Source organism: Sphingomonas sp. LR55, from assembly GCF_036856015.1.
Classification (GTDB): Bacteria; Pseudomonadota; Alphaproteobacteria; order Sphingomonadales; family Sphingomonadaceae; genus Sphingomonas.
In genome coordinates this window covers 2444565-2469561 of record NZ_JASPFO010000001.1, presented here as the reverse complement: position 1 = coordinate 2469561, position 24997 = coordinate 2444565, and the positions used below count along the sequence as shown (strand labels likewise).

General features: G+C 66.1%; 18 protein-coding genes and 5 pseudogenes. 9 read left to right on the top strand and 14 right to left on the bottom strand.

Going from position 1 to position 24997, the window contains the following annotated elements; translation table 11 throughout:
* Nucleotides 1–150 precede the first annotated feature (150 nt).
* The 5 genes from QP181_RS11755 (at nucleotide 151) to QP181_RS11735 (ending at nucleotide 5105) form a co-directional block, all read left to right on the top strand.
* On the top strand, nucleotides 151–705 hold the full coding sequence (locus tag QP181_RS11755) for a F0F1 ATP synthase subunit delta (RefSeq protein WP_060527190.1): 555 nt from the start codon (nucleotides 151–153) through the stop codon (nucleotides 703–705).
* Nucleotides 706–709: 4 nt separating this feature from the next.
* Nucleotides 710–2239 (top strand): F0F1 ATP synthase subunit alpha, encoded by a 1530-nt coding sequence (gene atpA / locus QP181_RS11750; RefSeq protein WP_055873607.1) that lies wholly within the window; start codon nucleotides 710–712, stop codon nucleotides 2237–2239.
* Between the two features lie 100 nt (nucleotides 2240–2339).
* The gene (locus QP181_RS11745) at nucleotides 2340–3233 is read left to right on the top strand and encodes a F0F1 ATP synthase subunit gamma (protein WP_333928625.1); all 894 of its coding nucleotides are present in this window, start codon (nucleotides 2340–2342) and stop codon (nucleotides 3231–3233) included.
* A gap of 17 nt (nucleotides 3234–3250) precedes the next feature.
* Entirely contained in the window at nucleotides 3251–4732 is a 1482-nt protein-coding gene (gene atpD / locus QP181_RS11740) for a F0F1 ATP synthase subunit beta (RefSeq protein ID WP_056065176.1), read from the top strand.
* 118 nt (nucleotides 4733–4850) lie between these two features.
* On the top strand, nucleotides 4851–5105 hold the full coding sequence (locus QP181_RS11735) for an ATP synthase F1 subunit epsilon (RefSeq protein ID WP_056055328.1): 255 nt from the start codon (nucleotides 4851–4853) through the stop codon (nucleotides 5103–5105).
* 553 nt (nucleotides 5106–5658) lie between these two features.
* Here the strand turns inward: QP181_RS11735 and QP181_RS11730 are convergent.
* Both QP181_RS11730 and QP181_RS11725 read right to left on the bottom strand, forming a co-directional pair.
* Entirely contained in the window at nucleotides 5659–7830 is a 2172-nt protein-coding gene (locus QP181_RS11730) for a primosomal protein N' (RefSeq protein WP_333928624.1), read from the bottom strand.
* An 88-nt stretch (nucleotides 7831–7918) separates the two neighbouring features.
* Nucleotides 7919–9376: a sensor domain-containing diguanylate cyclase gene (locus QP181_RS11725; protein ID WP_333928623.1), complete on the bottom strand. Its 1458-nt coding sequence runs from the start codon at nucleotides 9374–9376 to the stop codon at nucleotides 7919–7921.
* Nucleotides 9377–9529: 153 nt separating this feature from the next.
* Between QP181_RS11725 and QP181_RS11720 the strand changes: the two are divergent.
* Nucleotides 9530–10395 (top strand): annotated as a pseudogene (locus tag QP181_RS11720) (tyrosine recombinase XerC).
* On the opposite strand, the gene QP181_RS11715 reads toward QP181_RS11720, so the two are convergent.
* The 4 genes from QP181_RS11715 to rsmI all read right to left on the bottom strand — a co-directional run bounded on the left by QP181_RS11715 (nucleotide 10396) and on the right by rsmI (nucleotide 13591).
* Nucleotides 10396–10995, bottom strand: a complete 600-nt coding sequence (locus tag QP181_RS11715; RefSeq protein ID WP_132895505.1) for a DedA family protein — start codon at nucleotides 10993–10995, stop codon at nucleotides 10396–10398. It abuts the pseudogene before it with no gap.
* A 173-nt stretch (nucleotides 10996–11168) separates the two neighbouring features.
* The gene (gene gshB, locus QP181_RS11710; protein ID WP_333928622.1) at nucleotides 11169–12122 is read right to left on the bottom strand and encodes a glutathione synthase; all 954 of its coding nucleotides are present in this window, start codon (nucleotides 12120–12122) and stop codon (nucleotides 11169–11171) included.
* A gap of 174 nt (nucleotides 12123–12296) precedes the next feature.
* Entirely contained in the window at nucleotides 12297–12698 is a 402-nt protein-coding gene (locus tag QP181_RS11705; protein ID WP_333928621.1) for a YraN family protein, read from the bottom strand.
* A gap of 47 nt (nucleotides 12699–12745) precedes the next feature.
* Nucleotides 12746–13591, bottom strand: coding sequence for a 16S rRNA (cytidine(1402)-2'-O)-methyltransferase (gene rsmI / locus QP181_RS11700; RefSeq protein WP_333928620.1), 846 nt, complete (start codon nucleotides 13589–13591; stop codon nucleotides 12746–12748).
* A gap of 10 nt (nucleotides 13592–13601) precedes the next feature.
* Between rsmI and QP181_RS11695 the strand changes: the two genes are divergently transcribed.
* Nucleotides 13602–14807 (top strand): penicillin-binding protein activator, encoded by a 1206-nt coding sequence (locus QP181_RS11695; protein ID WP_333928619.1) that lies wholly within the window; start codon nucleotides 13602–13604, stop codon nucleotides 14805–14807.
* 204 nt (nucleotides 14808–15011) lie between these two features.
* Here the strand turns inward: QP181_RS11695 and coaD are convergent.
* The 7 genes and pseudogenes from coaD to QP181_RS11660 form a co-directional block, all read right to left on the bottom strand.
* Nucleotides 15012–15515: pseudogene (gene coaD, locus QP181_RS11690) on the bottom strand (pantetheine-phosphate adenylyltransferase); the annotation flags it as partial.
* A 21-nt stretch (nucleotides 15516–15536) separates the two neighbouring features.
* A pseudogene (locus QP181_RS11685) lies at nucleotides 15537–16423 on the bottom strand (polyprenyl synthetase family protein).
* Between the two features lie 13 nt (nucleotides 16424–16436).
* Nucleotides 16437–16676 (bottom strand): exodeoxyribonuclease VII small subunit, encoded by a 240-nt coding sequence (locus QP181_RS11680; RefSeq protein ID WP_056060585.1) that lies wholly within the window; start codon nucleotides 16674–16676, stop codon nucleotides 16437–16439.
* A 74-nt stretch (nucleotides 16677–16750) separates the two neighbouring features.
* Nucleotides 16751–16951: a hypothetical protein gene (locus QP181_RS11675; protein WP_333928618.1), complete on the bottom strand. Its 201-nt coding sequence runs from the start codon at nucleotides 16949–16951 to the stop codon at nucleotides 16751–16753.
* A gap of 119 nt (nucleotides 16952–17070) precedes the next feature.
* Nucleotides 17071–18166 (bottom strand): annotated as a pseudogene (locus QP181_RS11670) (GGDEF domain-containing protein).
* 1100 nt (nucleotides 18167–19266) lie between these two features.
* The gene (gene clpA, locus QP181_RS11665; RefSeq protein WP_333928617.1) at nucleotides 19267–21585 is read right to left on the bottom strand and encodes an ATP-dependent Clp protease ATP-binding subunit ClpA; all 2319 of its coding nucleotides are present in this window, start codon (nucleotides 21583–21585) and stop codon (nucleotides 19267–19269) included.
* Between the two features lie 143 nt (nucleotides 21586–21728).
* Nucleotides 21729–21923, bottom strand: a complete 195-nt coding sequence (locus QP181_RS11660) for a DUF1192 domain-containing protein (RefSeq protein WP_132736170.1) — start codon at nucleotides 21921–21923, stop codon at nucleotides 21729–21731.
* A gap of 73 nt (nucleotides 21924–21996) precedes the next feature.
* Here QP181_RS11660 and QP181_RS11655 point away from each other — a divergent pair, with 73 nt between their 5' ends.
* Nucleotides 21997–23028, top strand: a complete 1032-nt coding sequence (locus QP181_RS11655; RefSeq protein WP_333928616.1) for an NAD(P)H-quinone oxidoreductase — start codon at nucleotides 21997–21999, stop codon at nucleotides 23026–23028.
* Between the two features lie 549 nt (nucleotides 23029–23577).
* On the opposite strand, the gene QP181_RS11650 is transcribed toward QP181_RS11655, so the two are convergent.
* The gene (locus QP181_RS11650; protein ID WP_132736168.1) at nucleotides 23578–23829 is read right to left on the bottom strand and encodes a hypothetical protein; all 252 of its coding nucleotides are present in this window, start codon (nucleotides 23827–23829) and stop codon (nucleotides 23578–23580) included.
* Between the two features lie 179 nt (nucleotides 23830–24008).
* Here QP181_RS11650 and QP181_RS11645 point away from each other — a divergent pair.
* A pseudogene (locus QP181_RS11645) lies at nucleotides 24009–24892 on the top strand (UDP-2,3-diacylglucosamine diphosphatase).
* Nucleotides 24893–24997 lie beyond the last annotated feature (105 nt).

Genomic DNA, 24997 nt, shown 5'->3' with positions numbered 1-24997 from the left:
CAAAACAGTCACAAACCCATCGCCCCGACCCTCCCGCCGGGTTGCCAATCCGACAACCCGATGCTAACCGCGCCGCGTCCCAGGAGAGGTGCTTTCGCGCCCTCTCTTCCTTTGGGTCGGTTATTCGTTGCAGGCGAGGATAGAGGTTCCGTGGAGACATCCGGCGGTATTCAAGCGAGCTTAGGCGGGCGTTATGCGCTGGCCCTGTTCGAACTCGCGCGGGACGCGAAGACGATCGACGCGGTCGAGTCGAGCCTGGCGAACGTGCGTGACGCACTCGCGCAGTCGGAGGACTTCCGCAATCTGACGGTGAGCCCGATGGTCTCGCGTGGCGCGGCGGTGAAGGCGGTCTCCGCTGTCGCCGACGAACTCGGCGTCGATGCGACCACCAAGAGCTTCCTCGGCGTCCTCGCCGAGAACCACCGGCTGGGCGCGCTGCCGAAGATCATCAAGGCATTCCGGACACTTGCCGCGCAGCATCGCGGCGAGATCGCCGCCGAGGTGACGTCTGCGCATCCGCTGACCGACGAGCAGGTGATCGAGCTGAAGCATCAGCTCCGCCAGCGGGTCGGCCGTGAAGTTTCCGTCGACCTCAGCGTCGACCCATCGTTGCTGGGTGGACTCGTCGTCCGCGTCGGCAGCCAGATGATCGATTCGTCGATCAAGACGCGTCTCAACACTCTCGCGCACGCGATGAAGGGCTAAGCTAATGGATATCCGCGCCGCAGAAATCTCGAAGATCATCAAGGATCAGATCGCCAATTTCGGCACCGAGGCCCAGGTCAGCGAGACCGGCCAGGTGCTGAGCGTCGGCGACGGCATCGCGCGCATCTTCGGCCTCGACAACGTCCAGGCCGGCGAGATGGTCGAATTCTCGAACGGCGTGCAGGGCATGGCGCTCAACCTCGAGGCCGATAACGTCGGCGTCGTGATCTTCGGGAGCGATTCCGAGATCAAGGAAGGCGACATCGTCAAGCGCACCGGCACGATCGTCGATGTGCCGATCGGCAAGGAGTTGCTCGGCCGCGTGGTCGATGGCCTCGGCAATCCGATCGACGGCAAGGGCCCGATCCACACCACCGAGCGCAGCCGCGTCGAAGTCAAGGCACCGGGCATCATCCCGCGCCAGTCGGTCAGCGAGCCGGTCCAGACGGGCCTGAAGGCGATCGACGCACTCGTCCCAGTCGGCCGCGGCCAGCGCGAGCTGATCATCGGCGATCGCCAGACCGGCAAGTCCGCCGTCGCGATCGACGCGTTCATCAACCAGAAGATCGCCAACGCCGGCGACGACGAGTCGAAGAAGCTGTATTGCGTCTATGTCGCGATCGGCCAGAAGCGCTCGACCGTCGCACAACTGGTCAAGACGCTCGAAGAGAACGGCGCGATGGAATACACCATCGTCATCGCCGCGACCGCGTCGGACCCTGCACCGCTGCAGTATCTCGCACCGTACACCGGCGTCGCGATGGGCGAGTATTTCCGCGATCGCGGCATGCACGCGCTGATCTGCTACGACGATCTGTCGAAGCAGGCGGTCGCGTATCGCCAGATGTCGCTGCTGCTGCGTCGTCCCCCCGGCCGTGAGGCGTATCCGGGCGACGTGTTCTATCTGCACAGCCGCCTGCTCGAGCGTGCCGCGAAGATGTCGGACGCGAACGGCGGCGGCTCGCTGACCGCGCTGCCGATCATCGAGACGCAGGCGGGTGACGTTTCGGCGTACATTCCGACCAACGTGATCTCGATCACCGACGGCCAGATCTTTCTCGAGACCGACCTGTTCTTCTCGGGCGTCCGTCCGGCGATCAACGTCGGCCTGTCGGTGAGCCGCGTCGGTTCGGCCGCCCAGACCAAGGCGATGAAGAAGGTGTCGGGCTCGATCAAGCTCGAGCTGGCGCAGTACCGCGAGATGGCGGCGTTCGCGCAGTTCGGGTCGGATCTCGATGCGTCGACGCAGAAGCTGCTCAACCGTGGTGCGCGCCTGACCGAGCTGCTGAAGCAGGCGCAGTTCTCGCCGCTGCCGTTCGAGGAGCAGACCGTGTCAATCTTCGCTGGCACCAGCGGCTATCTCGACAAGGTGCCGGTCGCCGACGTGACCCGCTACGAGCAGGCGCTGCTGGCCGACATGCGCGCGAACCACGCCGACGTGCTGAAGCTGATCCGCGATACCCGCGACCTGGGTAACGAGGCGAAGGACAAGCTGAAGGCAGCGCTCGAAGCGTTCGCGAAGACGTTTGCATAATTGACCGTCACCCCAGCGAAAGCTGGGGTCTCAGGCCGCTAGCGAGCGGTCTGCGGCACGAGGTCCCAGCGTTCGCTGGGATGACGAGGTAGGAAACTAAATGGCGTCGTTGAAAGCCCTCAAGATCCGCATCGGCTCGGTGAAGTCGACGCAGAAGATCACCAAGGCGATGAAGATGGTCGCCGCCGCGAAACTGCGCCGTGCGCAGGACGCGGCGGTCGCCGGGCGTCCGTATGCCGAGCGCCTCGAAGCGGTGATGGCGAGCCTCGCGGGGCGCGTTGGCATCGCACCGGGCGCCTCGCCGCTGCTCGCGGGCACGGGCAAGGATCAGGTCCACCTGATCGTCATCGCGACGTCCGAGCGTGGCCTGGCGGGTGCGTTCAACACCAACATCGTCCGTGCGGCGCGCCGCAAGGCCGAGGAGCTGATCGCTGCCGGCAAGACCGTGAAATTCTATGTCGCCGGCAAGAAGGGGCGCGTGATCAAGCGCTTCTTCCCGAACGACATTCTCGCCGATCACGAGATGAGCCAGATCAAGAAGCTCGCCTTCAGCGACGCGCAGGAGATCTCCGAGGACCTGATCAAGCGCTTCGGCGAAGGCCAGTTCGACGTCGCGCATCTGTTCTACGCGAAGTTCGTCTCGGCACTGGTGCAGGTCCCGACCGGTATCCAGATCATTCCGATCCCGCTGTCGACGATCCCCGGTGCAGAAGCCAAGCCGAACGCTCCGGCCGAGGCTGTCGTCGAGTACGAGCCCGACGAGGAAGCGATCCTCGCCGATCTCCTGCCGCGCAACGTCGCGATCCAGATTTTCCGCGCGCTGCTTGAAAACGCCGCCTCGGAGCAGGGCTCGCGCATGAACGCGATGGACAACGCCACGCGCAATGCCGGCGACATGATCACGCGCCTCTCGATCCAATATAACCGTACCCGCCAAGCCGCGATCACGACCGAGCTGGTCGAAATCATCTCGGGCGCCGAAGCGCTCAAGTAAGTCCAAGGAAGCAGACAATGGCAACCGCCCCAGAGACCCTCGGAACCACGCTCGCCCCCAAGGCCACCAACAACACCGGCCGCATCTCGCAGGTCATCGGTGCGGTCGTCGACGTGCATTTCCCCGACAATTTGCCCGCCATTCTGTCGGCACTCGAAACCGATAACAACGGCAACCGGCTCGTGCTCGAAGTCGCGCAGCATCTCGGCGAGAACACCGTTCGCACGATCGCGATGGACGCTACCGAGGGTCTGACCCGCGGCCAGACCGTCACCGATACCGGCTCGCAGATCCGCGTCCCGGTCGGTCCGAAGACGCTCGGCCGCATCCTCAATGTCATCGGCGAGCCGATCGACGAGCGTGGCCCGGTCGGCGCAGAGACGACCGCCCCAATCCATGCTTCGGCACCGCTGTTCGTCGACCAGTCGACCGAGAGCGCGATCCTGGTGACCGGTATCAAGGTTATCGACCTGCTCGCACCGTATGCAAAGGGCGGCAAGATCGGTCTGTTCGGCGGCGCCGGCGTCGGCAAGACCGTGCTGATCCAGGAACTGATCAACAACATCGCCAAGGGCCATGGCGGCACTTCGGTGTTCGCCGGCGTCGGCGAGCGTACCCGCGAGGGTAACGATCTGTACCACGAGTTCCTCGACGCGGGCGTCATCGCCAAGGACGCCGATGGCAATCCGCAGTCGGAGGGCTCGAAAGTCGCGCTGGTGTTCGGCCAGATGAACGAGCCGCCAGGCGCACGTGCCCGCGTCGCACTGTCGGGCCTGACGATCGCCGAGTATTTCCGCGACGTCGAAGGGCAGGACGTGCTGTTCTTCGTCGACAACATCTTCCGCTTCACGCAGGCGGGCGCAGAGGTGTCTGCGCTGCTCGGCCGTATTCCGTCGGCAGTGGGCTATCAGCCGACGCTGTCGACCGACATGGGCGCGCTGCAGGAGCGCATCACGTCGACCAACAAGGGCTCGATCACCTCGGTGCAGGCCGTGTACGTTCCCGCAGACGATCTTACCGATCCGGCACCGGCAACGTCGTTCGCGCATCTCGATGCGACGACCAACCTCAACCGTGCGATCTCGGAGCTGGGCATCTACCCGGCGGTCGATCCGCTCGATTCGACTTCGCGTCTGCTCGAGCCGCGCGTCGTCGGGCAGGAGCATTACGATACGGCGCGTGCGGTGCAGTCGACGCTGCAGAAGTACAAGTCGCTGCAGGACATCATCGCGATCCTCGGCATGGACGAGCTGTCGGAAGAGGATAAGCTCACCGTCCAGCGTGCGCGGAAGATCCAGAAGTTCCTGAGCCAGCCGTTCCACGTCGCCGAGGTCTTCACCGGCATCAGCGGCAAGTTCGTCCAGCTCGAGGATACGGTCCGGTCGTTCAAGGCGGTGGTCGAGGGCGAGTATGATCACCTCCCCGAGGCCGCGTTCTACATGGTTGGCGGCATCGACGAAGCCGTCGCCAAGGCCGAGAAGATGGCCGCGGAAGCGTAAGCTTAGCTCCCTCCCCTTTAAGGGGAGGGTTGGGGTGGGGCCTGACCGCGAGCGTCGCGCTTGGCCGCACTCCCCCACCCCGACCCTCCCCTGAAGGGGAGGGAGTGAGAAGATAGACATGCTGCATTTCGAACTCGTCACGCCAGAAAAGCTCGTCCGCTCGGAGGAGGTCTACATGGTCGTCGTCCCCGGCACCGAAGGCGATTTCGGCGTCCTCGAAGGCCACGCGCCCTTCATGTCGACGGTCCGCGACGGCGGCGTGCAGGTATACCGCACGCAGAACGGCACGCCGGAGGTCATCGCGATCAAGGGCGGTTTCGCCGAGGTCAACGCCAAGGGCCTGACCGTCCTCGCCGAACACGCCGGCGAGTAAGCGCATCTCATAAGACTGTTTCCCCGCGAAGGCGGGGACCCAGACTGGGCACCCGCCTTCGCGGGTGAACAAACTGCCTCGATTTGAGCCGGCCAGCCGCGCCCCTCAAACCGTCATCCCAGCGAAAGCTGGGATCTCCCCGTTCCGGGTCGCAGCACCCGCCCCGATGGTATCCCAGCTTCCGCTGGGATGACGGTCGTGAGCGGGGACGCGCTTCAAAGAAATATGCGGGCAGACGTCTGTCGGCTTGCGAGCTTGCGCCGGCCAGCCGCGCCCCGCCAGTCCGTCATCCCAGCGAAAGCTGGGATCTCCCCGTCCCGGGGCGCAGCACTCGTCCCGATGATATCCCAGCTTCCGCTGGGATGACGGTCGTGAGAGGGGACGCGCTTCAAAGAAATATGCGGGCAGACGTCTACCGGCGTGCGAGCTTGCGTCGGCCAGCCGCGCCCCGCCAGTCCGTCATCCCAGCGAAAGCTAAGATCTCCCCGTTCCGGGTCGCAGCACCCGCTCCGATGATATCCCAGCTTCCGCTGGGATGACGGGTGGGGCGCCGCTACAGGAAATTATACGGGTCGACGTCTACCGTCACCCGAACCTTCGACGGCCAGTCCAGCTTCCCCAGCCATTCCCGGATGACATCCTGCACATCCAGCGCCCGCCGCGCATGGACCAGCAGCCGGTACCGGTGCCGCCCCCGCAACATCGCCAGCGGCGCCGGCGCAGGGCCATAGACGTGCATCCCCTCGACCTCGGGCGCACTCCGCCCCACCAGCTTGGCCGTATCGTGCGCGCACCCCTGGTCCTCCGACGACACCACGATCGCGGCGTAACGCCCGAACGGCGGCGCCCCCGCATCCTTCCGCGCGTCGGTCTCCGCGGCATAGAACGCATCTGCATCGCCCGTAATCAGCGCCTGCATCACCTGCGCCCCCGGACTATGCGTCTGAATGAACACGTGCCCGGGCTTCTCGCCGCGCCCCGCACGCCCCGACACCTGCCGGATCTGCTGGAACGTGCGTTCCGCCGCGCGGAGATCGCCGCCGTCGAGCCCAAGATCCGCATCAACCACGCCGACCAAGGTGAGGTTTGGAAAATGATACCCCTTCGTCACCAGCTGCGTGCCGACGACGATGTCGATATCGCCCGCCTCCATCCGCCCGACGAACTCCGCCGCCTTGGCCGGCGACCAGATCGTGTCCGACGTGACCACCGCGGTTTTCGCCTCCGGAAACAGCGCCGTCACCTCGTCCGCGATCCGCTCGACCCCCGGCCCGCAGGCGACCAGCGTATCCTCGCCCTTGCACTCCGGACACACGCGCGGCGTCGGCTCCGCGTGGCCACAATGGTGGCACGCCAACCGTCGCGTCAGCCGATGCTCGACCATCCACGCGGTACAGTTCGGACACTGGAACCGGTGCCCACATGTCCGGCACAATGTCAGTGGCGCATATCCTCGCCGGTTCAAGAACAGTAACGACTGCTCGCCCCGCTCCAGCGTCGCCTGCATAGCCTTCACAAGCCGCGGTGCCAGCCAGCGGCCGCGTTCGGGCGGTTCCTTGATCAGGTCGATAGGCTCGATCGTCGGCATCTCCGCCGCCCCGAACCGCCCCGGCAGTTTCAGCTCCGCATATCGCCCGGTCACGACCTGTTGCCGCGTCTCGATCGCCGGCGTGGCGGAGGCAAGTATCACCGGGCACCCCTCGAACTTGCCGCGCATCACGGCGACGTCGCGCGCATGATAATGCACGCCCTCTTCCTGCTTGAAGCTGGTCTCGTGCGCCTCGTCGACGACGATCAGGCCGAGATCGCGATAGGGCAAGAACAACGCCGACCTCGCGCCCACCGTCACCAATGCCTCGCCACTCGCGATCGCCCGCCAAGCCCTGCGCCGCTGGGTCGAGCGAAGCCCCGAATGCCATGCGATCGGCTCGCACCCGAACCGGTCGTAGAAGCGCTTCAAGAACGGCTCGGTCAGCGCGATCTCGGGCAGCAGCACCAAGGTCTGCCGCCCGTCGCGGATCGCCTGCGCCACCGCCTCGAAATACACCTCGGTCTTGCCCGACCCGGTGACGCCGTCGAGCAGCGTCGGGTGAAACGCGTGCTCCGCCACCCCCGCAACCAAGGCATCCGCCGCCGCGCGCTGGTCGTCGGACAGCACCGGCTCGTGATGCGACGGATCGGGCGCGGGGTAGGGGACGTCGATACTCACCTCGACCGCCTCGATCGCGCCGACCTTCACCAACCCGCGTATGACGGCGTCACTGACCTCCGCCAGCGTCGCCAGTTCGCGGATCAGCCCCTGGCGATCGCCGATCCGCTCCAATGCCTGTTCCCGCTGCGGCGTCAGACGAGGCGGCACGATTCCCGTCGAACGATACTCGATAGCCGTCCGCGCCCCCTCCAGCGCAGACGTTGAGGCCAGCGTCATCCGCAACACCGACGCCGCCGGCGCGAGGTAATAATCCGCCGTCCACTCGACCAGCCGCCGCAGCGGCGCGCCCAAAGGCGGCACGTCGGCGACCGCGAGCAGGTTGCGCAACCGGTTGTCGCCGACCTCCGCATCGGACGGCATCCGCTCCGCCTCCCACACCACGCCGAGCAGTTGCCGGGGCCCGAGCGGCGCGACAACGATCGAGCCCGGCCCTACGTCCATGCCGGCAGGCACGCGGTAGTCGAGCGGCCCGAGGGCGGCGTTGAGGATCAGGACACGAGCGCGGGACGACATCGTCTCGGTATATGGGGGCAGATCGACTCCGCGTGAACCGCCTACGCGACCTGTGCGTCAGACCCGGCGTGGACGGTGGCGCCGAGAGCTAGGCCGCCGTCTTTCGATCGGAGCGTCGGCGCTCGCCGACCCGCTCGCGTTTCGCCTGATACAGGATCGTATCGGCGCGGTGGACGAAATCGCGGATCGTGTGACAGTCGTGATCGAGCATCGCGATCCCGACCGTGCCGGCACTGACCATCGCCAGCCCGCCCATCGCGATCGGAAAGCGCAGCGCCTCCTCGAGTCGCCGACGGACATGGCTCATCGAGGTGGCCAGCACCGGATCGTCGACGATCACCGCAAACTCGTCGCCGCCGAGCCGTGCGGCAAAGCTGCCCTTGAGCCACGGCGCTTCGAGCACGCGTCCGACTCCGCGCAACACGTCGTCGCCCGCGGTATGGCCGAGCGTATCGTTGATCGCCTTGAACCCATCGAGATCGACCAGCGCCAGCAACAGCGGCGTGCCCTGTTCGTGCGCGCGGAGCATCGCGCTATCCAGCGCACGATCGAACGCAGCCCGGTTGGCGATTCCCGTCAGCGAATCGGTGTCCGCGGTGCGGCGCAGCGTCACTTCGAGCGCGTGGCGTTCGGTCACGTCCTGGAACACGCCGACCAGCGCGGCGGGCGTGTCACCGCCGCCCTCGCATTCGCCCATCACGCGGACCCGGCGCAGTTCGCCCTGCGCGGTGGTGAAATCGACCTCGATATCGAGCGGTGCCCCGGTCTCGACCGCGCGCGCCAGCCCGGCGCTGATCTCCGCGCGCATGCGGGGATAGAAATCCATCGCCGTCGCCATCGTCGGCCGCTCGGACATCGGCAGGCCATAGATGTGATAGACCCCGTCCGACCATTCGATATCGTCGTTGGCGAAATTGACGCGCCACGATCCGAACGCCGCCATCCGCTCCGCTTGGCGAAAGATCCGGTCCTGCCGGGCTAGCGCGGCGGCCTGCCGGTCGGCGATGGTCGCGATCGTTATCGCCTGATGCGCGGCGGCGCGCGCCGCGATCGTCGTCTCGGCCAGCGTCGCCAGATGCTGCAACGCGCGCCGTCCGGCGTCGCTGAGGCTGCGCGGGGCGGTATCGATGATGCACAGCGCGCCGATCGCGTGACGCTCGCCGGTGTCGTCGATCGCGTGGATCGGCGCCCCCGCATAAAAGCGCAGGCCGTTGTCGGGAACGACCATCGGGTTCGATTCGAATCGCGGGTCTAGCGTCATGTCATCGATGACCAGCGGACCGCTGCCCCGGATCGTGTGCGCGCACATGCCGACGTCGCGCGCGATCTCGCCCCGCGCGCCGGTGTTCGATGCCTTAATCCAGAGCCGGTCGGAGTCGACCAGCGTCAACATCGCGGTCGGGCAATTGAGCATCTCCGCGGCCAGCGCCACCAGCGCATCGAAATCGCGCTCGGGTTCGCTATCCAGCAGAGCGAGCGCGTGCAGCGCGGCTAACCGCCGTGTCTCGTCCGCGAACATGTCGGCCGGGGGCAGTGCTGAAGACATGATGTTTCTAATAAAGCGAGGGCGTTAATTTTCTTTGCCGGTTCCAGCGGATACTGTCCACCGCATGACCATCGCCATCCCCCGTCTACAGTCTTGCTGCCGCGCGATGGGTCGACATCCGATGATGTTGATTCTTACAATAAGCCTCCATCAATGCTCTGGAGCGACCATCTGGCCCGTGATCGGCGTCGATCGGTCCATACGGTGCGCGCCTACCAGGCGACCGCGGAGCGCTTGACCGCGTTCCTGCAGACGCATTGGGGCGAGCGGATCGACCGCGCCGACCTTGCTCGGGTCACCGCGTCCGATCTCCGCGCCTATCTCGCCGATCGCCGCGAACACGGGCTCGGCAACGCGTCCGCCGCGCGAATTGTCGGCGGTGCGCGGGTTCCTTGCCTGGGCCAACGACCGCGCCGAGCAACCGCGGATGCGGGGCCCGCGCGTTAAAACCGGCGTGCCGCGGCCGATCTCGCCGACCGAAGCCGTCGCGCTGGCCGAGGAGGTGGCGGACGATGCGACCGAGCCGTGGATCGGCGCGCGGGACTGGGCGGTGCTGATGCTGCTGTACGGCGCGGGGCTGCGGATCGGCGAGGCGCTGACGTTGCGCGGCGATATCCTCCCGCTCGGCGAGACGATCCGGGTAACGGGCAAGCGCGCCAAGACCCGCATCGTACCGCTGTTGCCGCAGGTCTGTGCGGCGATCGAAGCCTATATCGCGCAGACGCCGTGGCCGGTCTCGCGCGACGAACCGCTGTTCCGCGGCGCGAAAGGGGGCCGCTGTCTCCGGTCATGATCCGTCGCGCGGTACAGGCGGCACGGACCCGACTAGGGCTGGGCGATCGGACGACGCCGCACGCGCTACGCCACAGTTTCGCGACGCACCTATTGGGTCGGGGGCAGACCTGCGCGCGCTCCAGGAGTTGCTGGGGCATGCTAGCCTCAGTTCGACGCAGGTCTATACGCAGGTCGACGCGGCGCATCTGATGGACGTCTACCGCAACGCGCACCCCAGGGCCTGATTACCCCTTGGGTTTCCACGTCACGACGCGCCAGCCATAGCCGAGGATGATCACGACGAACGTCGCCACCGCGACAGGCCCGACATAGCGGTCGAGTTCCTCGAAATGCGAGCCGAGCAGGATCCCGGCATAGGCGAGCACGGTGTTCCAGATCGCGCTGCCCGCCGCAGTCCAGATCACGAACTGCCAGATCGGCATCCGCGTCATTCCCGCGGGCAGTGAGATGACGGTGCGAAAGGTCGGCATGAACCGGAACACGAAGATCACCCACCCGCCGCGCTTCATGAAGAAGCGGTGGATTGTCTCGACGTCGGACCATTCCATCGTCAGCCAGCGCCCGTTGCGCTCGATAAACGGGCGAAAGCGTTCGTAGCCGATGTTGCGGCCGATATAATACCAGAAGTAATTGCCGACGACCGACCCCGCGGTGCCCCAGGCGATCAGCGGAACGACGGTCATGTCGCCACGCGCGACCGCCATGCCGCCGAGCCCCATGATGACTTCGGACGGTACCGGCGGCACGATATTCTCGAGCGCCATCAACAGGAAGATACCGAAATATCCGCCCCAGGCGATCAGATCGAGGATGAATGCGGTCATGGGTATGAGATACTGCCGGGACGCTGGATGGGTTCCGCGAGGCGTTCCACCATTGCACCACCCCGGCGAAGGCCGGGGCCCAATTGGGGGACGGTTGTGATGGAAAACGGCGCTTCGTTACTGCGACCTTTCCAATTGGGCCCCGGCCTCCGCCGGGGTGGTATTCTGTCCGCTTACCGCGACGCGACCTTCGCCTCGATCGCATCCCAGATCATGCCGGCGACATCGGTCCCATCGAACTTCTCGATCGCGACGATCCCGGTCGGCGACGTCACGTTGATCTCGGTCAGCCAAGTCCCCCCGATCACATCGATTCCGACGAACAACAGCCCGCGCTTCTTCAACTCCGGCCCGAGCACCGCGCAGATCTCGCGCTCCTTGTCGGTCAGCTCCGACTTCTCCGCCGACCCGCCGACCGCGAGGTTCGAGCGGATCTCGCCTTCGCCCGGCAGCCGGTTGATCGCGCCCGCGACTTCGCCGTCGATCAGCACGATCCGCTTGTCGCCCTTCGCGACGTCGGGGAGGAACGCCTGCACCATGTGCGGCTCGCGCCACGTCATGTTGAAGACCTCCATCAGCGCCGACAAATTGGCGCCATCCGACTCGACCTTGAAGATCGCCTTGCCGCCATTGCCGTGGAGCGGCTTGATGACGATCGCGCCGTGCTCGGCGAGGAATTTCCGCGCCTCGTCGAGCGAGCGCGTGACGAGCGTCGGCGGCATGAACTGCGGATAGTCGAGCACGAACACCTTCTCGGGCGCGTTCCGGACCTGCGCCGGATCGTTCACGACGAGCGTCTTGTCGGCGATTCGCTCGAGCAGGTGAGTCGCGGTGATGTAGCCGAGATCGAACGGAGGATCCTGGCGCATCAGCACGACGTCCGCCTCGTCGCCGAGGTCTAGGTTCACTGGCTCGCCGACCGAGAAGTGATCGCCGACGACACGCTGCACGGTGACCGGATGCGCCTTCGCCCAGACCCGGCCGTCGCGGTAATTCAAATCCTCGGCCGAATAATGGAAGAGCGTATGGCCACGATCCTGCGCGGACAACATCAGCGCGAAGGTCGAATCGCCGGCGATGTTGATGCTGTCGAGCGGGTCCATCTGGACGGCGACGGTGAGAGTCATTCTCGCATTCCTTCCATGCATCCCAATTCCGTCACCCCAGCGGAAGCTGGGGTCTCCCCGTAACTGGAAGACCCCAGCGTCCGCTGGGGTGACGGGTTGGGATGGTTCGGATCGGGACTTAGGAAGGCGGGCGGGATTTGTCACCCACGCTCGCCTGATCCCCGCCCGATCCCGTCACCCGATCCACGCGTTCTCGATGTGCCGCGGCCGCGTACCCGGTGCGAGCAGGATCACGTCGACGCGGATGTCGTCGCCCGGCCGGGCATAGCGCGGCATCAGATACTCCGCCGCCGCCGCCACCCGAGCTAGCCGGCGTTCGTCGATCGCGAAGTCGAGTTCGGCAGCGGTCGCGCGGGTCTTGACCTCGACGAACGCGATCAGGTTGCCTTTGCGCGCGACGAGATCGACCTCGCCAGCCGGAGTCCGCACGCGGCGATCGAGAATGCTCCAGCCTTTCAGCCGCAACCACCACCCCGCCAGCCGCTCGCCACGACGCCCGACGGCTTCCGCAACCTGTCGGTCCTGCGTGTTCCCCTTCCGCTTGCGGGAGGGGCTAGGGGAGGGCGGGAGCGGCACGTCCGTGGCATGCCCTCCCCGACCCCTCCCGCAAGCGGGAGGGGAGATCAGCCCTCTGCCTTCAATTCCAGCGCCCGCGCATAGAGCGCCTTCCGGTCGAGCCCGAGCTTCTTCGCCACCTCGCTCGCCGCCTGCCCGGTCGACAGTCGCGTCAAAGCCTCGACCAGCGCCGTATCCCCATCCTCCGCGCTCGCCGGCGGCGCATCGCCCGGCGGGGCCACGACGATCACGATCTCCCCCCGCGGCGGCGCGTCCGCATAGCGCTCGGCCAGCGTCGACAGCTTCCCCGTCACGGCCTCCTCGAACTTCTTGCTGATCTCCCGCGTCACCGCCGCCTCGCGGTCGCCGAGCCCTTCGAGCAACGCCGCCAGACACGCCCCCAACCGAGGCCCCGACTCGTACATTACCAAAGTCGCGCGGATCGTCGCCACCTCCGCGATAGCCTCCGCCCGCGCGTGCAGCTTCGACGGCAGGAACCCCACGAACAGGAACCGGTCGGTCGGCAGCCCCGCCAGCGTCAGCGCCGCCACCGCCGCGCACGGCCCCGGAATCGTCACCACCAGATGCCCCGCGGCCCGCGCGTCGCGCACCAGCTTGAAGCCGGGGTCAGAGATCAGCGGCGTCCCCGCATCCGACACCAGCGCCACCGCCTGCGTCGCCATCCGCGCGATCAGCGCCGGGCGCACGCCTTCCGCGCTGTGATCGTGATACGGCACCATCGGCGTCTTCGTACCGATATGGCGGAGTAACCCGGCGGTGACGCGGCTGTCCTCGACCGCGATCACGTCGGCGCGGCGGAGGATGTCGGCGGCGCGCGGCGACAGATCGCCAAGATTGCCGATCGGGGTCGCGACGATGTAGAGGCCGGGATCGAGAAGAGATTCAGGGTTCATGGGGATGGTCATGGCAGACGCGACGACGATAGGGCAACCGGGACGGCAACGCGCATTCGGCCGGTGGGTGGCACTCGGTGCGGCGTGCTTGCTTGGTGCATGTCAGACGATCGTCCCGCGCGGACCGGTCGAGCCGTCGCAGCAGCGCCCGACCACGCGTCCCGTCGATCGTCCCGACATCGGCGTCGAGACCGGTATCCCGCGCGATGCCGAGCGTAACCGCGTCGCGCTGCTCGTGCCGCTGTCGGGCAGCAACGCCGGCGTCGGCACCTCGATCGCCAACGCGACGATGCTCGCGCTGCTCGACACGCAGAACCAGCGCGTCCGGATCACCAACTACGACACCGCGACCGGTGCCGCCGCCGCCGCCCAGCGCGCGATCGCGGAAGGCGCTCAACTGATCCTCGGCCCGTTGCTCGCCGACGACGTCCGCGCGGTCGCACCGATCGCGCGCGCCGCGAACATCCCGGTGCTCAGCTTCTCCAACGATCTCGGCGTGGCGGGCAACGGCGCGTACCTGATGGGCTATGTTCCGACCCAATCGATCGCACGCGTGGTCGATTTCGCCAAGGAGCGTGGCGTCAGCAACTTCGCCGGCCTCGTCCCCAACGGCCTGTACGGTGAGCGCGCGTCGACCGCGTTCCTCCGCGCGGTCGAAGGCGCCGGTGGCCAGGTCGTCTCGCTCCAGACCTACGCGCGGTCCCGGTGGCATTTCGGGCGCGGTCACGCGGTTGGCCGCAAAGGCCCCTATGACGCAGTCCTGATCGCCGACGGTGGCACCACCGCAGCCTCGGCGGCAGCGATGGTAAAGCGCGGCGGCGGTGCGTCGACGCGCATCCTCGGCACCGAACTCTGGAATTCCGACACCAGCATCGCCGCCAAGCCCGCACTGTCCGGCGCCTGGTATGCCAGCGTCTCCGACACGCTGTATCGCCAATACGCCGCCAAATACCGCGCACGCTTCGGCGCCGGGCCATACCGCCTGTCGAGCCTCGGCTATGATTCGGTGCTGCTGACGGTCCGCATCGCGCGCGATTGGAAGCCCGGCACGCCGTTCCCGGTCAACCGCCTGCGCGACGGCGACGGCTTTGCCGGCATCGACGGCGCGTTCCGCTTCGGCCGCGACAACGTCGCCGAGCGCGCGCTGGAAGTGAAGGAAATCCGCGGCGGCACGACCACGGTGGTCTCGCCCGCTCCGACCGGCTTCGGGAAATAAGCTGCGGGTTTTGAGGCAGCAGCAATCCCAGGATCGGCGCCGTCAGCCCGGACTGGGGCGGCAGTTCTTCCGACCGGCCAGGCAAAGCGTGTTTCCCCGCGAAGGCGGGGACCCAGTCTGGGCTCCCGCCTTCGCGGGAGAACATGGTGGCGGGCGTAGCCAATTCGGTGGCGCGGCTCTGACCGTCGGTCCGCCGACCTGATCAGCTCCCTTGCGGCCGATCTTCTCGACCCGCGCGACGACTTCTTCACGCACCGATTCCGGCACGAACTTGGCGATATTCCCGCCGTACAACGCGATTTCCTTGACCAGCCGGCTAGCGATCGGCTGCAACGCGACGTCGGCCATCAGGAACACCGTCTCGACGCGCGGATTGATCTGCTGATTCATCCCCGCCATCTGATACTCGTATTCGAAATCGGCGACCGCGCGCAGGCCCCGGACGATCACCTTCGCCCCCTGCCGCTCGGCAAAGTCCATCAGCAGCGAATCGAACTCAACGACTTCGATATCGCCGCCGATCCCCGCGACCTCGCGCCGCACCGTCGCCATCCGCTCCTCGATCGTGAACATCGGCGACTTCGAGGGGTTGGTCGTCACCCCAATCACCAGCCGGTCGACCAGCTTCGCGCCGCGCCGGATGATGTCCATATGGCCCAACGTGACCGGATCGAACGTGCCTGGATAGACACCAATGCGTGCGGTCATATTGAACTCCCGGTTGTACGCTTAGCGGTCGCGTTCGAGCACGAAACGGGCGATGTCGCGCAACAGATCGGCTTCCTTGCCATAGCTATGCAGGTGCGCGATCGCCTGGTCGACCAGCATCCGCGCCTGTTCGCGCGCGCTCGGGCCCGAGCAGCGACAGGAACGTCTCCTTGCCCGCGACCTCATCCTTGCGCAGCGACTTGCCGACGACCGCCTCGTCGCCCTCGGCATCGAGCAGATCGTCGGCGATCTGGAACGCAAGTCCCAGGTCATGCGCATAGCCGCGAAGACCGACCCGGCCCTCCGGCGGCAAGCGCCCGAGGATCGCGCCGGCCTCGACCGACGCCGAGATCAGCGCCCCCGTCTTCATCTGCTGCAACCGCGTGACGGTGTTCAGGTCGAAGCGCGTGCTCTCCGCCTCGATATCCATCTTCTGCCCACCCGCCATGCCGTTCGGCCCAGCCGCGCGCGAGGTCCGTCACCAGTTCGATCCGTACGAACGGATCGGGGTGCGTCGCCGGATCGGCGAGGATCTCGAACGCCAGCGCATGCAGGCAGTCACCCGCAAGGATCGCGGTCGCCTCGTCGAACACCTTGTGGACGGTCGGCTTGCCGCGCCGCATGTCGTCATTGTCCATCGACGGCAGGTCGTCATGGATCAGCGAATAGACGTGGATCGCCTCCAGCGCGGTCGCTGCCCGCGCCGAACATTCGTGCGCGACGTCGAACAGATTGGCGGTCGCGAACACGAGCAGCGGGCGCAACCGCTTGCCGCCACCGATCGCGGCATGCCGCATCGCGCGGTACAGGTCGCCGCGCGGATCGTCGGGGATCGTCAGCAACTGGTCGAACTGCCGGTCGATCTCGGCCGCGACGTCGGCGAGGGCGGCATCCAGCGTGACGGGCATCTGGCTCACCGCGTCAGCCCGCCGCGAACGGGCGGACGCCCGCGGGCTTGCCGTCGCCATCGAGCCGGATCGCCTCGATCCGCGCCTGCGCCGCATCGAGCCGGTCGGCGCAACGCTGACGCAGCTTGTTGCCGCGCTCGTACAGCTCGATCGCCTGCTGGAGTGGCGTGTCGCCACTCTCCAGCTTTCCGACGATAAGCTCGAGTTCCTTCAGTGCATCCTCGAACGCGAGGTCTTCGATCGGCGTGTCCATGTCCGTCGCTATGGCGCAGGCACGCGATGGGGGTCAAGGACGTGGCGCCCGGGTTCAGACGGGTTCGGACGCGTTCAGCGCAGTCGGCTGACGGTCCAGGTATAAAGTACCGAGACGCCGACCAGCCCGAAATCGACCGCCGCCTGCATCCGGTGTGGTGCGGGGTCGCGCGCATCATGCGTGACCAGCTGCACATCGACGGTCGGATGCCGCACGGCGATCGCGGTGAGCGCGATCAACCCCACCATGACCAGCGTCGCCTTACGATTTCGCATCCTGTGTTCCCCGGCCATGGTTGCGATCATGTCGCACTTCGTCATCCCCGACAAGTCGGCCGCGATCAGGCGGCGACAAGTCGAGCCGCAATCAGGCGGCAATGCACAATGACGGCGCCTCACGCGCGGTCGCGGCCCGCTGCCTTCGCCGCGAACAGCGCGCGGTCGGCGCAATTGTAGAGCAGCTTCCAGTCGGTCTCGTCGAGCAACGGTCCGGTGCACGCGCCGATGCTCGCGGTCACGGCGATGTCGAACGGCATGCGCTGGCTGCGCAACCGGTCGAGCACGGAATCCGGCGCGACGGCATTCGCCGCATCGACCAGGATCGCGAACTCCTCGCCGCCGATCCGCGCGACCAGCGCGTCGGCCGGCACCGCGTTACGCAGCGCGCGCGACCACGCGCAGCACCTCGTCGCCGCCGTCATGCCCGATCATCTCGTTGACGCGCTTGAAATGATCGACATCGGCGATCAGCAGCATCTGGTCGCCTGGCCGACCGATCGCACGGGTCAGGAACGCGCGGCGGTTGAGCAGCCCGGTCAACGGCTCGGTATCCGCCAGCAGCCGCGCGGCGATCTCCTGTTCGCGCGCGGTATCGCGTTCGACGCTGAGCAGGCGGATCCGGTAGGCGATCGCGAGGCTCGACAGCATCGATTCGAGCGCCATCGACAGGATCGTCGAATTGTCGAGCCACAGGCTCCAGTCGAGCAGCGCGAAGGCGTTGGCGATGCGCAGTCCGGCGACCGCGATCGGCACGCTCCACGCCAGCGCGAACAGCCACAGGAAATTGCTCCGCACGCGCCATGCCCGGTAGAGGACGACGGGGACCAGTATGAGCAGCGCGAGATACGCACTCGCGAGCAGCGTATCGAGCGTATGGAAATGCCACGGCGCGAAGGCCCCCCATGTCAGCCCGGCCGCCAGCAGCGCGGCCATCACGATCGTGCTCGCGGGGCGCAGCCATCCGGTGAAAACCGCGCGCTCGAAGAAGGTCCGCGCGAACAGCAGCGCGGCGGCGGCGGACCCCGCGAGGAACAGCGCGTTCAGTCGCTGGCGGTCGTTGTTGTCGAGGTCGGGGATCATCTGCCCGAGCGCCCCCGACGAGGTCAGCGCATAAGCGAGCAGGCACAGCACCAGCAGGCAATATGCGGGCTGGAACGCCTGGCGCAGCGCCCCCCACAAAGCGAGGTTGTAGACGATCAGCGCGATCGCCATCCCGCCGAACGCGCCGTACAGTGCGGCGAGCAGGATCTCGGTGGTATCGCGCTGCGCGTGATCGGCCATCGCGGGGCCGAGGATCAGCCCGCGCAGGTTCGCCGCCCCCTCGACATGCCACAGCAGCCGGACCGGCGCGGCATCGTGATGCGGGATCGGCTGGACGATCACCGCGCCAAGTCCGAGCAACCGCCCCGCGGTGCGCGAGGTGAAGCCGGTCTGGCGGATCGACCCATCGGCGTACTGGACGAACAGCGTGACGCGGTTCACCCAGGTGCTGCCGATCCGCACGGTATGATCGTCGCCGCTGATCGCGGGCAGGCGCTGCGACAGGATCCAGAAGTCGCCGCCGCCGAACCGAGTCTGCGATGTCGTGCAGTCGAAACCGGCCGGCTTGGCGAACAGCGCGGCGGGAGTCTGGCCGGCGAGGGCAGGGCGGACGCAGACCGAAAGCGGCGTGCCCGTGACCGCGACGGCGGGCGCGGCAAGGGCAAGACCGAAGCCCAGCGCGAGCGCGCCGATCATCCATCGCAACCATGCCAAGCGTTCCATCCCACGACGCTAGCGCCGCTTCCCCAATTATCGGTAAACGCACGCAGATTCCTCGCGACGCATCGATCCTCCCCCGCCAGGGGGAGGTGGCTGGCGCCCGCCAGACGGAGGGGGAGGGAAAGACGACGTCCGTCGCGAAGTCCTCCCCACCCTTGTCCTTCCCGCCACCTCGTAACGTGGATGCGTATCCCATCTGCCCATCAGCCCCACCCCGGCGAAGGCCGGGGCCCAGTTGCAAAGGTCGCAGTAACGATGCGCCGTCCGCAGTTATCACCGCCTCCCAACTGGACCCCGGCCTCCGCCGGGGAGGGGCCTGTGGCGGTGAGGGGGGCTGGTGTTTGCTGGGGGAAGCTTGTGGTTCGGATAAACGGATCGAAGCATTCAGGCGCAGCACCTGCCCCTTGTTCTCCCGCGAAGGCGGGAGCCCAGTCTGGATCCCCGCCTTCGCGGGGAAACACGCTTTCTCATTGTAAGCGTTCCGAACCAAAAAAAGCCCGCCGCCGGATCGCTCCGACGGCAGGCCCTTCACACCACATCGAAACCCGAGATCACTCGGTCTCGACGGTCTCCACCTTGCCCTTCTTCTTCGGCTTCTTCGGCGCCGCAGGCTCGATCGCGAACGACAGCGCGCCGTCCTTCATCTTCACCGTCACCTCGCCGCCGTGCACCAGCTTGCCAAACAACAGTTCCTCGGCGAGCGGCTGCTTGATCTTCTCCTGGATCAGGCGACCCATCGGCCGTGCGCCGTACAGCTTGTCATAGCCCTTGGTCGTGAGCCACGCCTTCGACTCGTCGTCGAGGACGATGTGCACGCCGCGATCCGCCAGCTGGAGTTCGAGCTGGAGGATGAACTTGTCCACTACGCGTGCCACCACTTCGGTCGGCAGATACCCGAACGGCACCACCGCATCGAGACGGTTGCGGAATTCCGGCGTGAACATCTTCGTCACGGCCACCTCGTCCTCGCCCTCGCGCGACAAATTGCCAAAGCCGACCGTCTCGCGCGCCATGTCGCTGGCACCCGCATTGGTCGTCATGATCAGGATGACGTTACGGAAATCGACCGACTTGCCATGCTGGTCGGTCAGCCGCCCATTATCCATCACCTGCAACAGGATGTTGAACAGGTCCGGATGCGCCTTCTCGATCTCGTCGAGCAACAGGACGCAGTGCGGGTTCTGGTCGATCGCATCGGTCAGCAGACCGCCCTGGTCGAACCCGACATAGCCTGGGGGCGCACCGATAAGACGGCTGACCGAATGCCGCTCCATATATTCGGACATGTCGAACCGCTGGAGCGGAATCCCGAGGATCGTCGACAGCTGCTTGGCGACTTCGGTCTTGCCGACGCCCGTAGGCCCGGTGAACAGATAGTTGCCGATCGGCTTCTCCGGCTCGCGCAGGCCCGCCCGCGCCAGCTTGATCGCCGACGACAGCTTCTCGATCGCCGCATTCTGCCCGAACACCACGCGCTTCAGATCCGTCTCAAGCGTGGCCAAAGCCAGCTTGTCGTCGGTCGAAACCGACTTTGGCGGGATGCGAGCCATCGTCGCGATGACCTGCTCGATCTCCTTGGGGGTAATCGTCTTCTTGCGCTTGTTCGGCGGCACCAGCATCTGCATCGCGCCGACCTCGTCGATCACGTCGATCGCCTTGTCCGGCAGCTTGCGGTCGTTGATGTACCGCGCCGACAGCTCCACCGCCGACTTGATCGCATCGGGGGTGTACTTGACGTTGTGGTGATCCTCGAACGCCGAGCGCAAGCCCGCGAGGATCTTGATGGTATCCTCGATCGTCGGCTCGTTCACGTCGATCTTCTGGAAGCGCCGCAGCAACGCGCGGTCCTTCTCGAAGTGATTGCGGAACTCCTTGTACGTCGTCGAGCCGATGCAACGAATGGTGCCGCCGCTAAGCGCAGGCTTGAGCAGATTCGAGGCATCCATAGCGCCGCCACTCGTCGCACCCGCACCGATCACGGTGTGGATCTCGTCGATGAACAGCACCGCGTCGGGCAGCTTCTCGAGCTCGTTGACGACCGCCTTCAGCCGCTCCTCGAAGTCGCCACGATACCGCGTCCCCGCCAGCAACGCGCCCATGTCGAGCGAGTAGATGACGGCAGGCAACAGTACGTCGGGCACGTCACCCTCGACGATTTTCCGCGCCAGTCCTTCCGCGATCGCGGTCTTGCCGACGCCGGGATCACCGACATAAAGCGGGTTGTTCTTCGACCGGCGGCACAGGATCTGGATCGTGCGATCCACCTCCGGCCCGCGCCCGATCAGGGGATCGACCTTGCCGTTCTTGGCCTTCTCGTTGAGGTCGACCGTGAATTGCTTGAGCGCGCTTTCCGTCTTGCCCTTCTCCTGTCCCTTGGCCGGCTTCTCGTCGTCCGCACCCTTTGGCGTGGATGCTTCGGTCGCCTGCTGCCCGCCCTTGCCGACACCGTGGCTGATGAAGCTGACCGCATCGAGGCGGCTCATGTCCTGCTGTTGCAGGAAATAGACGGCATAGCTCTCGCGCTCGCTGAACAAAGCGACGAGCACGTTGGCACCCGTCACTTCGTCGCGGCCCGACGACTGGACGTGCAGGATTGCGCGCTGGACGACGCGCTGGAACCCGCTGGTCGGCGACGGATCGGTCGCCGCATCGACCTTCAGCGCATCGAGCTCGCTATCGAGGTAATGCGCGACGGTGTTCTTCAGTTCGCCGATCTCGACGTTGCACGCGGTCATGACCTTCGACGCATGTTCGTCGTCGATCAGCGCGAGCAGCAGATGCTCCAGCGTCGCATATTCGTGGCGCCGGGACGATGCCGCCTCGAGCGCCTTGTGCAGCGTGGTCTCGAGGGCGGGTGCAAATGATGGCATTTACAATACTCCTGTCGGGCCGCGAGACCGCGAGCCCTTTGCCACTATGTCGGAATTGATATCGGTCGCATCAAGCACTTGAACCCGGCCCCGTCCGTTCCTGCACTGTCCGAAAACACCCAGTGGAGAGGCGGGGAGGGCGATCACCGCCTGAAAAGGTCGTCGGCACTGGCCCGGTGGCTGACCGCGCGGTCCTTCTTGACCTGGCATCTGGCGATCTCGCCCTGCAGCACGGTGATCCGCGCATCCAGTTCGGCGACCGACAACGGATCGAGGTCCTGCCGCACCAGTGCGTCAAGTAGATCGTCGGGACGGGAGGGGGCGTCTTCCAGGTCCATCGTGGATGCAACGTTGACCCGCACCAGAGTGATGTCAATAAGGCCGGCACATCAAAAGGGACGTGACGAGCAGATGACCGCGACACCCGACACCATTTCGAGTAACTTAGGCTTACCTGACGTCATGAAGGCGATCGATCCCGAGCAGCCGGGCGGTCCCGAGGTGCTGGTGCTCGTCGATCGTCCCGTGCCGCAGCCGGGGCCGGGCGAAGTCCTGGTCAAGGTCGCCGCGGCGGGGGTCAATCGCCCCGAAGTCATGCAGCGCCAGGGCAAATACCCGCCCCCACCCGGCGCACCGTCGATCCTCGGCATGGAAATTTCCGGCACGATCGTCGCGGTCGGCGAAGACGTCGGCGACGAACAGATCGGCCAGTCGGTCTGCGCGCTGATCTCCGGCGGTGCCTATGCGGAATACGCGGTCGCGCCGTTCGGCCAGTGCCTGCCCGTCCCCGAAGCGCTCACGATGATCGAGGCCGCGGCGATGCCGGAGACGCTCTTCACCGTCTGGACCAATTTGTTCGAGCGCGCCTATGCCACCGAAGGCGACACCGTCCTCGTCCACGGCGGCACCAGCGGCATCGGCACGATGGCGATCGGGCTGTGCAACGTGTTCGGGATCGACATCATCGTCACCGCGGGTTCCAAGGCCAAGTGCGAAGCCGCGCTCAGCCTCGGCGCGACCCACGCGATCGACTACAAGTCCGAGGATTTCGTCGAGCGCGTGAAGCAGATCACCGGCGGCAAGGGCGTCGCCGCGGTGCTCGATATGGTCGGCGGCGATTACGTCCCCCGCAACCTGCAATGTCTCGCCGAAGACGGCCGCCACGTCTCGATCGCGGTCATGGGCGGCGCGACGGCCACCGTACCCCTGTTCGAGATCATGCGCCGCCGCCTCACGCTGACCGGCTCGACGCTCCGCCCGCGGGACACGGCGTTCAAGTCGCTGGTCGCGGACGAACTCGCGCGCACGGTGTGGCCGCACGTCGAGGCGGGCAAACTGAAACCAGTCATCGACCGCACCTTCGCCTTCGCCGACGCGCCGGCCGCGCATACCCGGATGGAAGCGGGCGACCATGTCGGGAAGATCGTCCTGACGATGGGGTAAGGGGGCACTAGCCCCCGCCACCGGTTGGAGCACGATAGCCAGTCGCATCAGTCAGCCGCATCGGCGAGGGGTGTAGTCACCAGCCGCGTCGGTGATCGAGCAGGACACCCGCCCCACTCCCGTCGCGTCGGTGATCGAGCAGGACACCCGCCCCACTCCCGTCGCGGCGGTGATGGAGGAGGACACCCGCCCCAAACCCGTCACCCCAGCGAAAGCTGGGGTATCCCAGTTTGACGGCTAACGGTCACCCCAAGCACACCACCACCCCGGCGAAGGCCGGGGCCCAATTGGGAGCGCCGAGTAACGACCCACAGTCCTCCGTTACCGCGACCTTTCCAATTGGGCCCCGGCCTTCGCCGGGGTGGGATGGGGGTAGGAACGCTCCGCCCCGGCCAATTTTGTTCTCCCGCGAAGGCGGGAGCGCAGTCTGGATCCCCGCCTTCGCGGGGAAACATGCTGCTTTAGGGCAACGCTAGACATCGATCCTCTCCCGGCGGGGGAGGATCAAAAGAACCGACGCCAGCCACGGTGCTCAGCGTCGATCAATTCTCAGTTGCTATCCGAACTGTCATCCCCACCGCTCGTTGCCAGCAGAACACCGACCACCAGCGCCGCCAGGATACCGATGCTCACATACGTCGCAGTCGGCCCCTCGGCGAGTTTGCCCTTGCCCGACGTCGCCGTCCCCGTACGCGCGACCGACAGCGACCTCGCCGGATTGGCCGCCGACGCCATCGTCGGCGCAACCATCATCGCCGCGCCCGCAGCCGTCACCGCGACATTCTTGAAACGAAACTTCATGATATTTTCTCCCTGTAAGACCTTGCCATAGGTTCAGCTTCGCCCCGATTCGTCAACGCGTTTGCGCGCAGTTGCAGCAACGTTTTCACGCTGACTTCTAACAGTCACCAGAGTGCGACTGCCCTGTCACAATACTCGGCTAGATCATCGCCAAGGGATAGACTTGCGGGGGTAAGGCCATGAACGCCGTGACGACGTTTTCGCCATCTAGCATCATCGGCGCCGACATCACCGATATCGCCGATTTCATCCACTCACGCCCTGCCGTCCCCGAGCCGATCGTCGAGCGTCGCCAATACCGCACGATCTGGATCTCCGACGTCCACCTCGGCACGCGCGGCTGCAATGCCGGGATGCTCAACGACTTCCTCGACCACGTCGACAGCGAGACGATGTACCTTGTCGGCGACATGATCGACGGCTGGCGGCTCAAGAAGAAATTCTACTGGCCCGCCGCGCACAACGACGTCCTCTGGCGCCTGCTCAAGCGCGCCAAGCGCGGTACGCGGGTGGTCTACATCCCCGGCAACCATGACGAGGTGTTCCGCCAATATTCGGGGCTCGACCTGGGGGCATCTCGATCCGTCGCAACGCGATCCACGAGACCGCCGATGGTCGCCGCCTGCTCGTGCTCCACGGCGACGAGTTCGACGCGATCACGCTCGCGCACCGCTGGGTCGCGCATATCGGCGACGCCGCCTACACGATGCTGATGGGCCTCAACCGCTGGGTCAACGCCGCGCGCCGCCGGATGGGCATGCCCTATTGGTCGCTGTCGAAGCACGCCAAGGCCAAGGTCAAGAACGCGGTGGCCTTCATCTCGCACTTCGAGGAAGTCGTCGCGCACGCGGCCGGCGTTCGCGGCGTCGAGGGCGTCGTCTGCGGCCACATCCACACCGCCGAAATGCGCGAGATCGCCGGTATCGCCTATTACAACGATGGCGACTGGGTCGAAGGCTGCACGGCCTTGGTCGAGCATTTCGACGGTCGCATGGAACTCCTCCACTGGGGTGACGAAATCGCCGCCCGCGAGAAGGACAAGGTCGTCACGTTGGCCGCCTAACCTAAACCCTCTCCCCCTCGGGGAGAGGGAAAGACGCGAAGCGGCGAGGGTGAGGGCAAGTCCACCACGCCAGTGAACAGCGTGCCCTCATCCTCCCACTTGGCT

Excerpts from the sequence above, each read along its gene's own strand:
- atpA (WP_055873607.1), top strand. The coding sequence starts at position 710 with ATGGATATCCGCGCCGCAGAAATCTCGAAGATCATCAAGGATCAGATC.
- QP181_RS11745 (WP_333928625.1), top strand. The coding sequence starts at position 2,340 with ATGGCGTCGTTGAAAGCCCTCAAGATCCGCATCGGCTCGGTGAAGTCG.
- atpD (WP_056065176.1), top strand. The coding sequence starts at position 3,251 with ATGGCAACCGCCCCAGAGACCCTCGGAACCACGCTCGCCCCCAAGGCC.
- QP181_RS11735 (WP_056055328.1), top strand. The coding sequence starts at position 4,851 with ATGCTGCATTTCGAACTCGTCACGCCAGAAAAGCTCGTCCGCTCGGAG.
- QP181_RS11730 (WP_333928624.1), bottom strand. The coding sequence starts at position 7,830 with ATGTCGTCCCGCGCTCGTGTCCTGATCCTCAACGCCGCCCTCGGGCCG.
- QP181_RS11725 (WP_333928623.1), bottom strand. The coding sequence starts at position 9,376 with ATGTCTTCAGCACTGCCCCCGGCCGACATGTTCGCGGACGAGACACGG.
- QP181_RS11715 (WP_132895505.1), bottom strand. The coding sequence starts at position 10,995 with ATGACCGCATTCATCCTCGATCTGATCGCCTGGGGCGGATATTTCGGT.
- gshB (WP_333928622.1), bottom strand. The coding sequence starts at position 12,122 with ATGACTCTCACCGTCGCCGTCCAGATGGACCCGCTCGACAGCATCAAC.
- rsmI (WP_333928620.1), bottom strand. The coding sequence starts at position 13,591 with ATGAACCCTGAATCTCTTCTCGATCCCGGCCTCTACATCGTCGCGACC.
- QP181_RS11695 (WP_333928619.1), top strand. The coding sequence starts at position 13,602 with ATGGCAGACGCGACGACGATAGGGCAACCGGGACGGCAACGCGCATTC.
- QP181_RS11680 (WP_056060585.1), bottom strand. The coding sequence starts at position 16,676 with ATGGACACGCCGATCGAAGACCTCGCGTTCGAGGATGCACTGAAGGAA.
- QP181_RS11675 (WP_333928618.1), bottom strand. The coding sequence starts at position 16,951 with ATGCGAAATCGTAAGGCGACGCTGGTCATGGTGGGGTTGATCGCGCTC.
- clpA (WP_333928617.1), bottom strand. The coding sequence starts at position 21,585 with ATGCCATCATTTGCACCCGCCCTCGAGACCACGCTGCACAAGGCGCTC.
- QP181_RS11660 (WP_132736170.1), bottom strand. The coding sequence starts at position 21,923 with ATGGACCTGGAAGACGCCCCCTCCCGTCCCGACGATCTACTTGACGCA.
- QP181_RS11655 (WP_333928616.1), top strand. The coding sequence starts at position 21,997 with ATGACCGCGACACCCGACACCATTTCGAGTAACTTAGGCTTACCTGAC.
- QP181_RS11650 (WP_132736168.1), bottom strand. The coding sequence starts at position 23,829 with ATGAAGTTTCGTTTCAAGAATGTCGCGGTGACGGCTGCGGGCGCGGCG.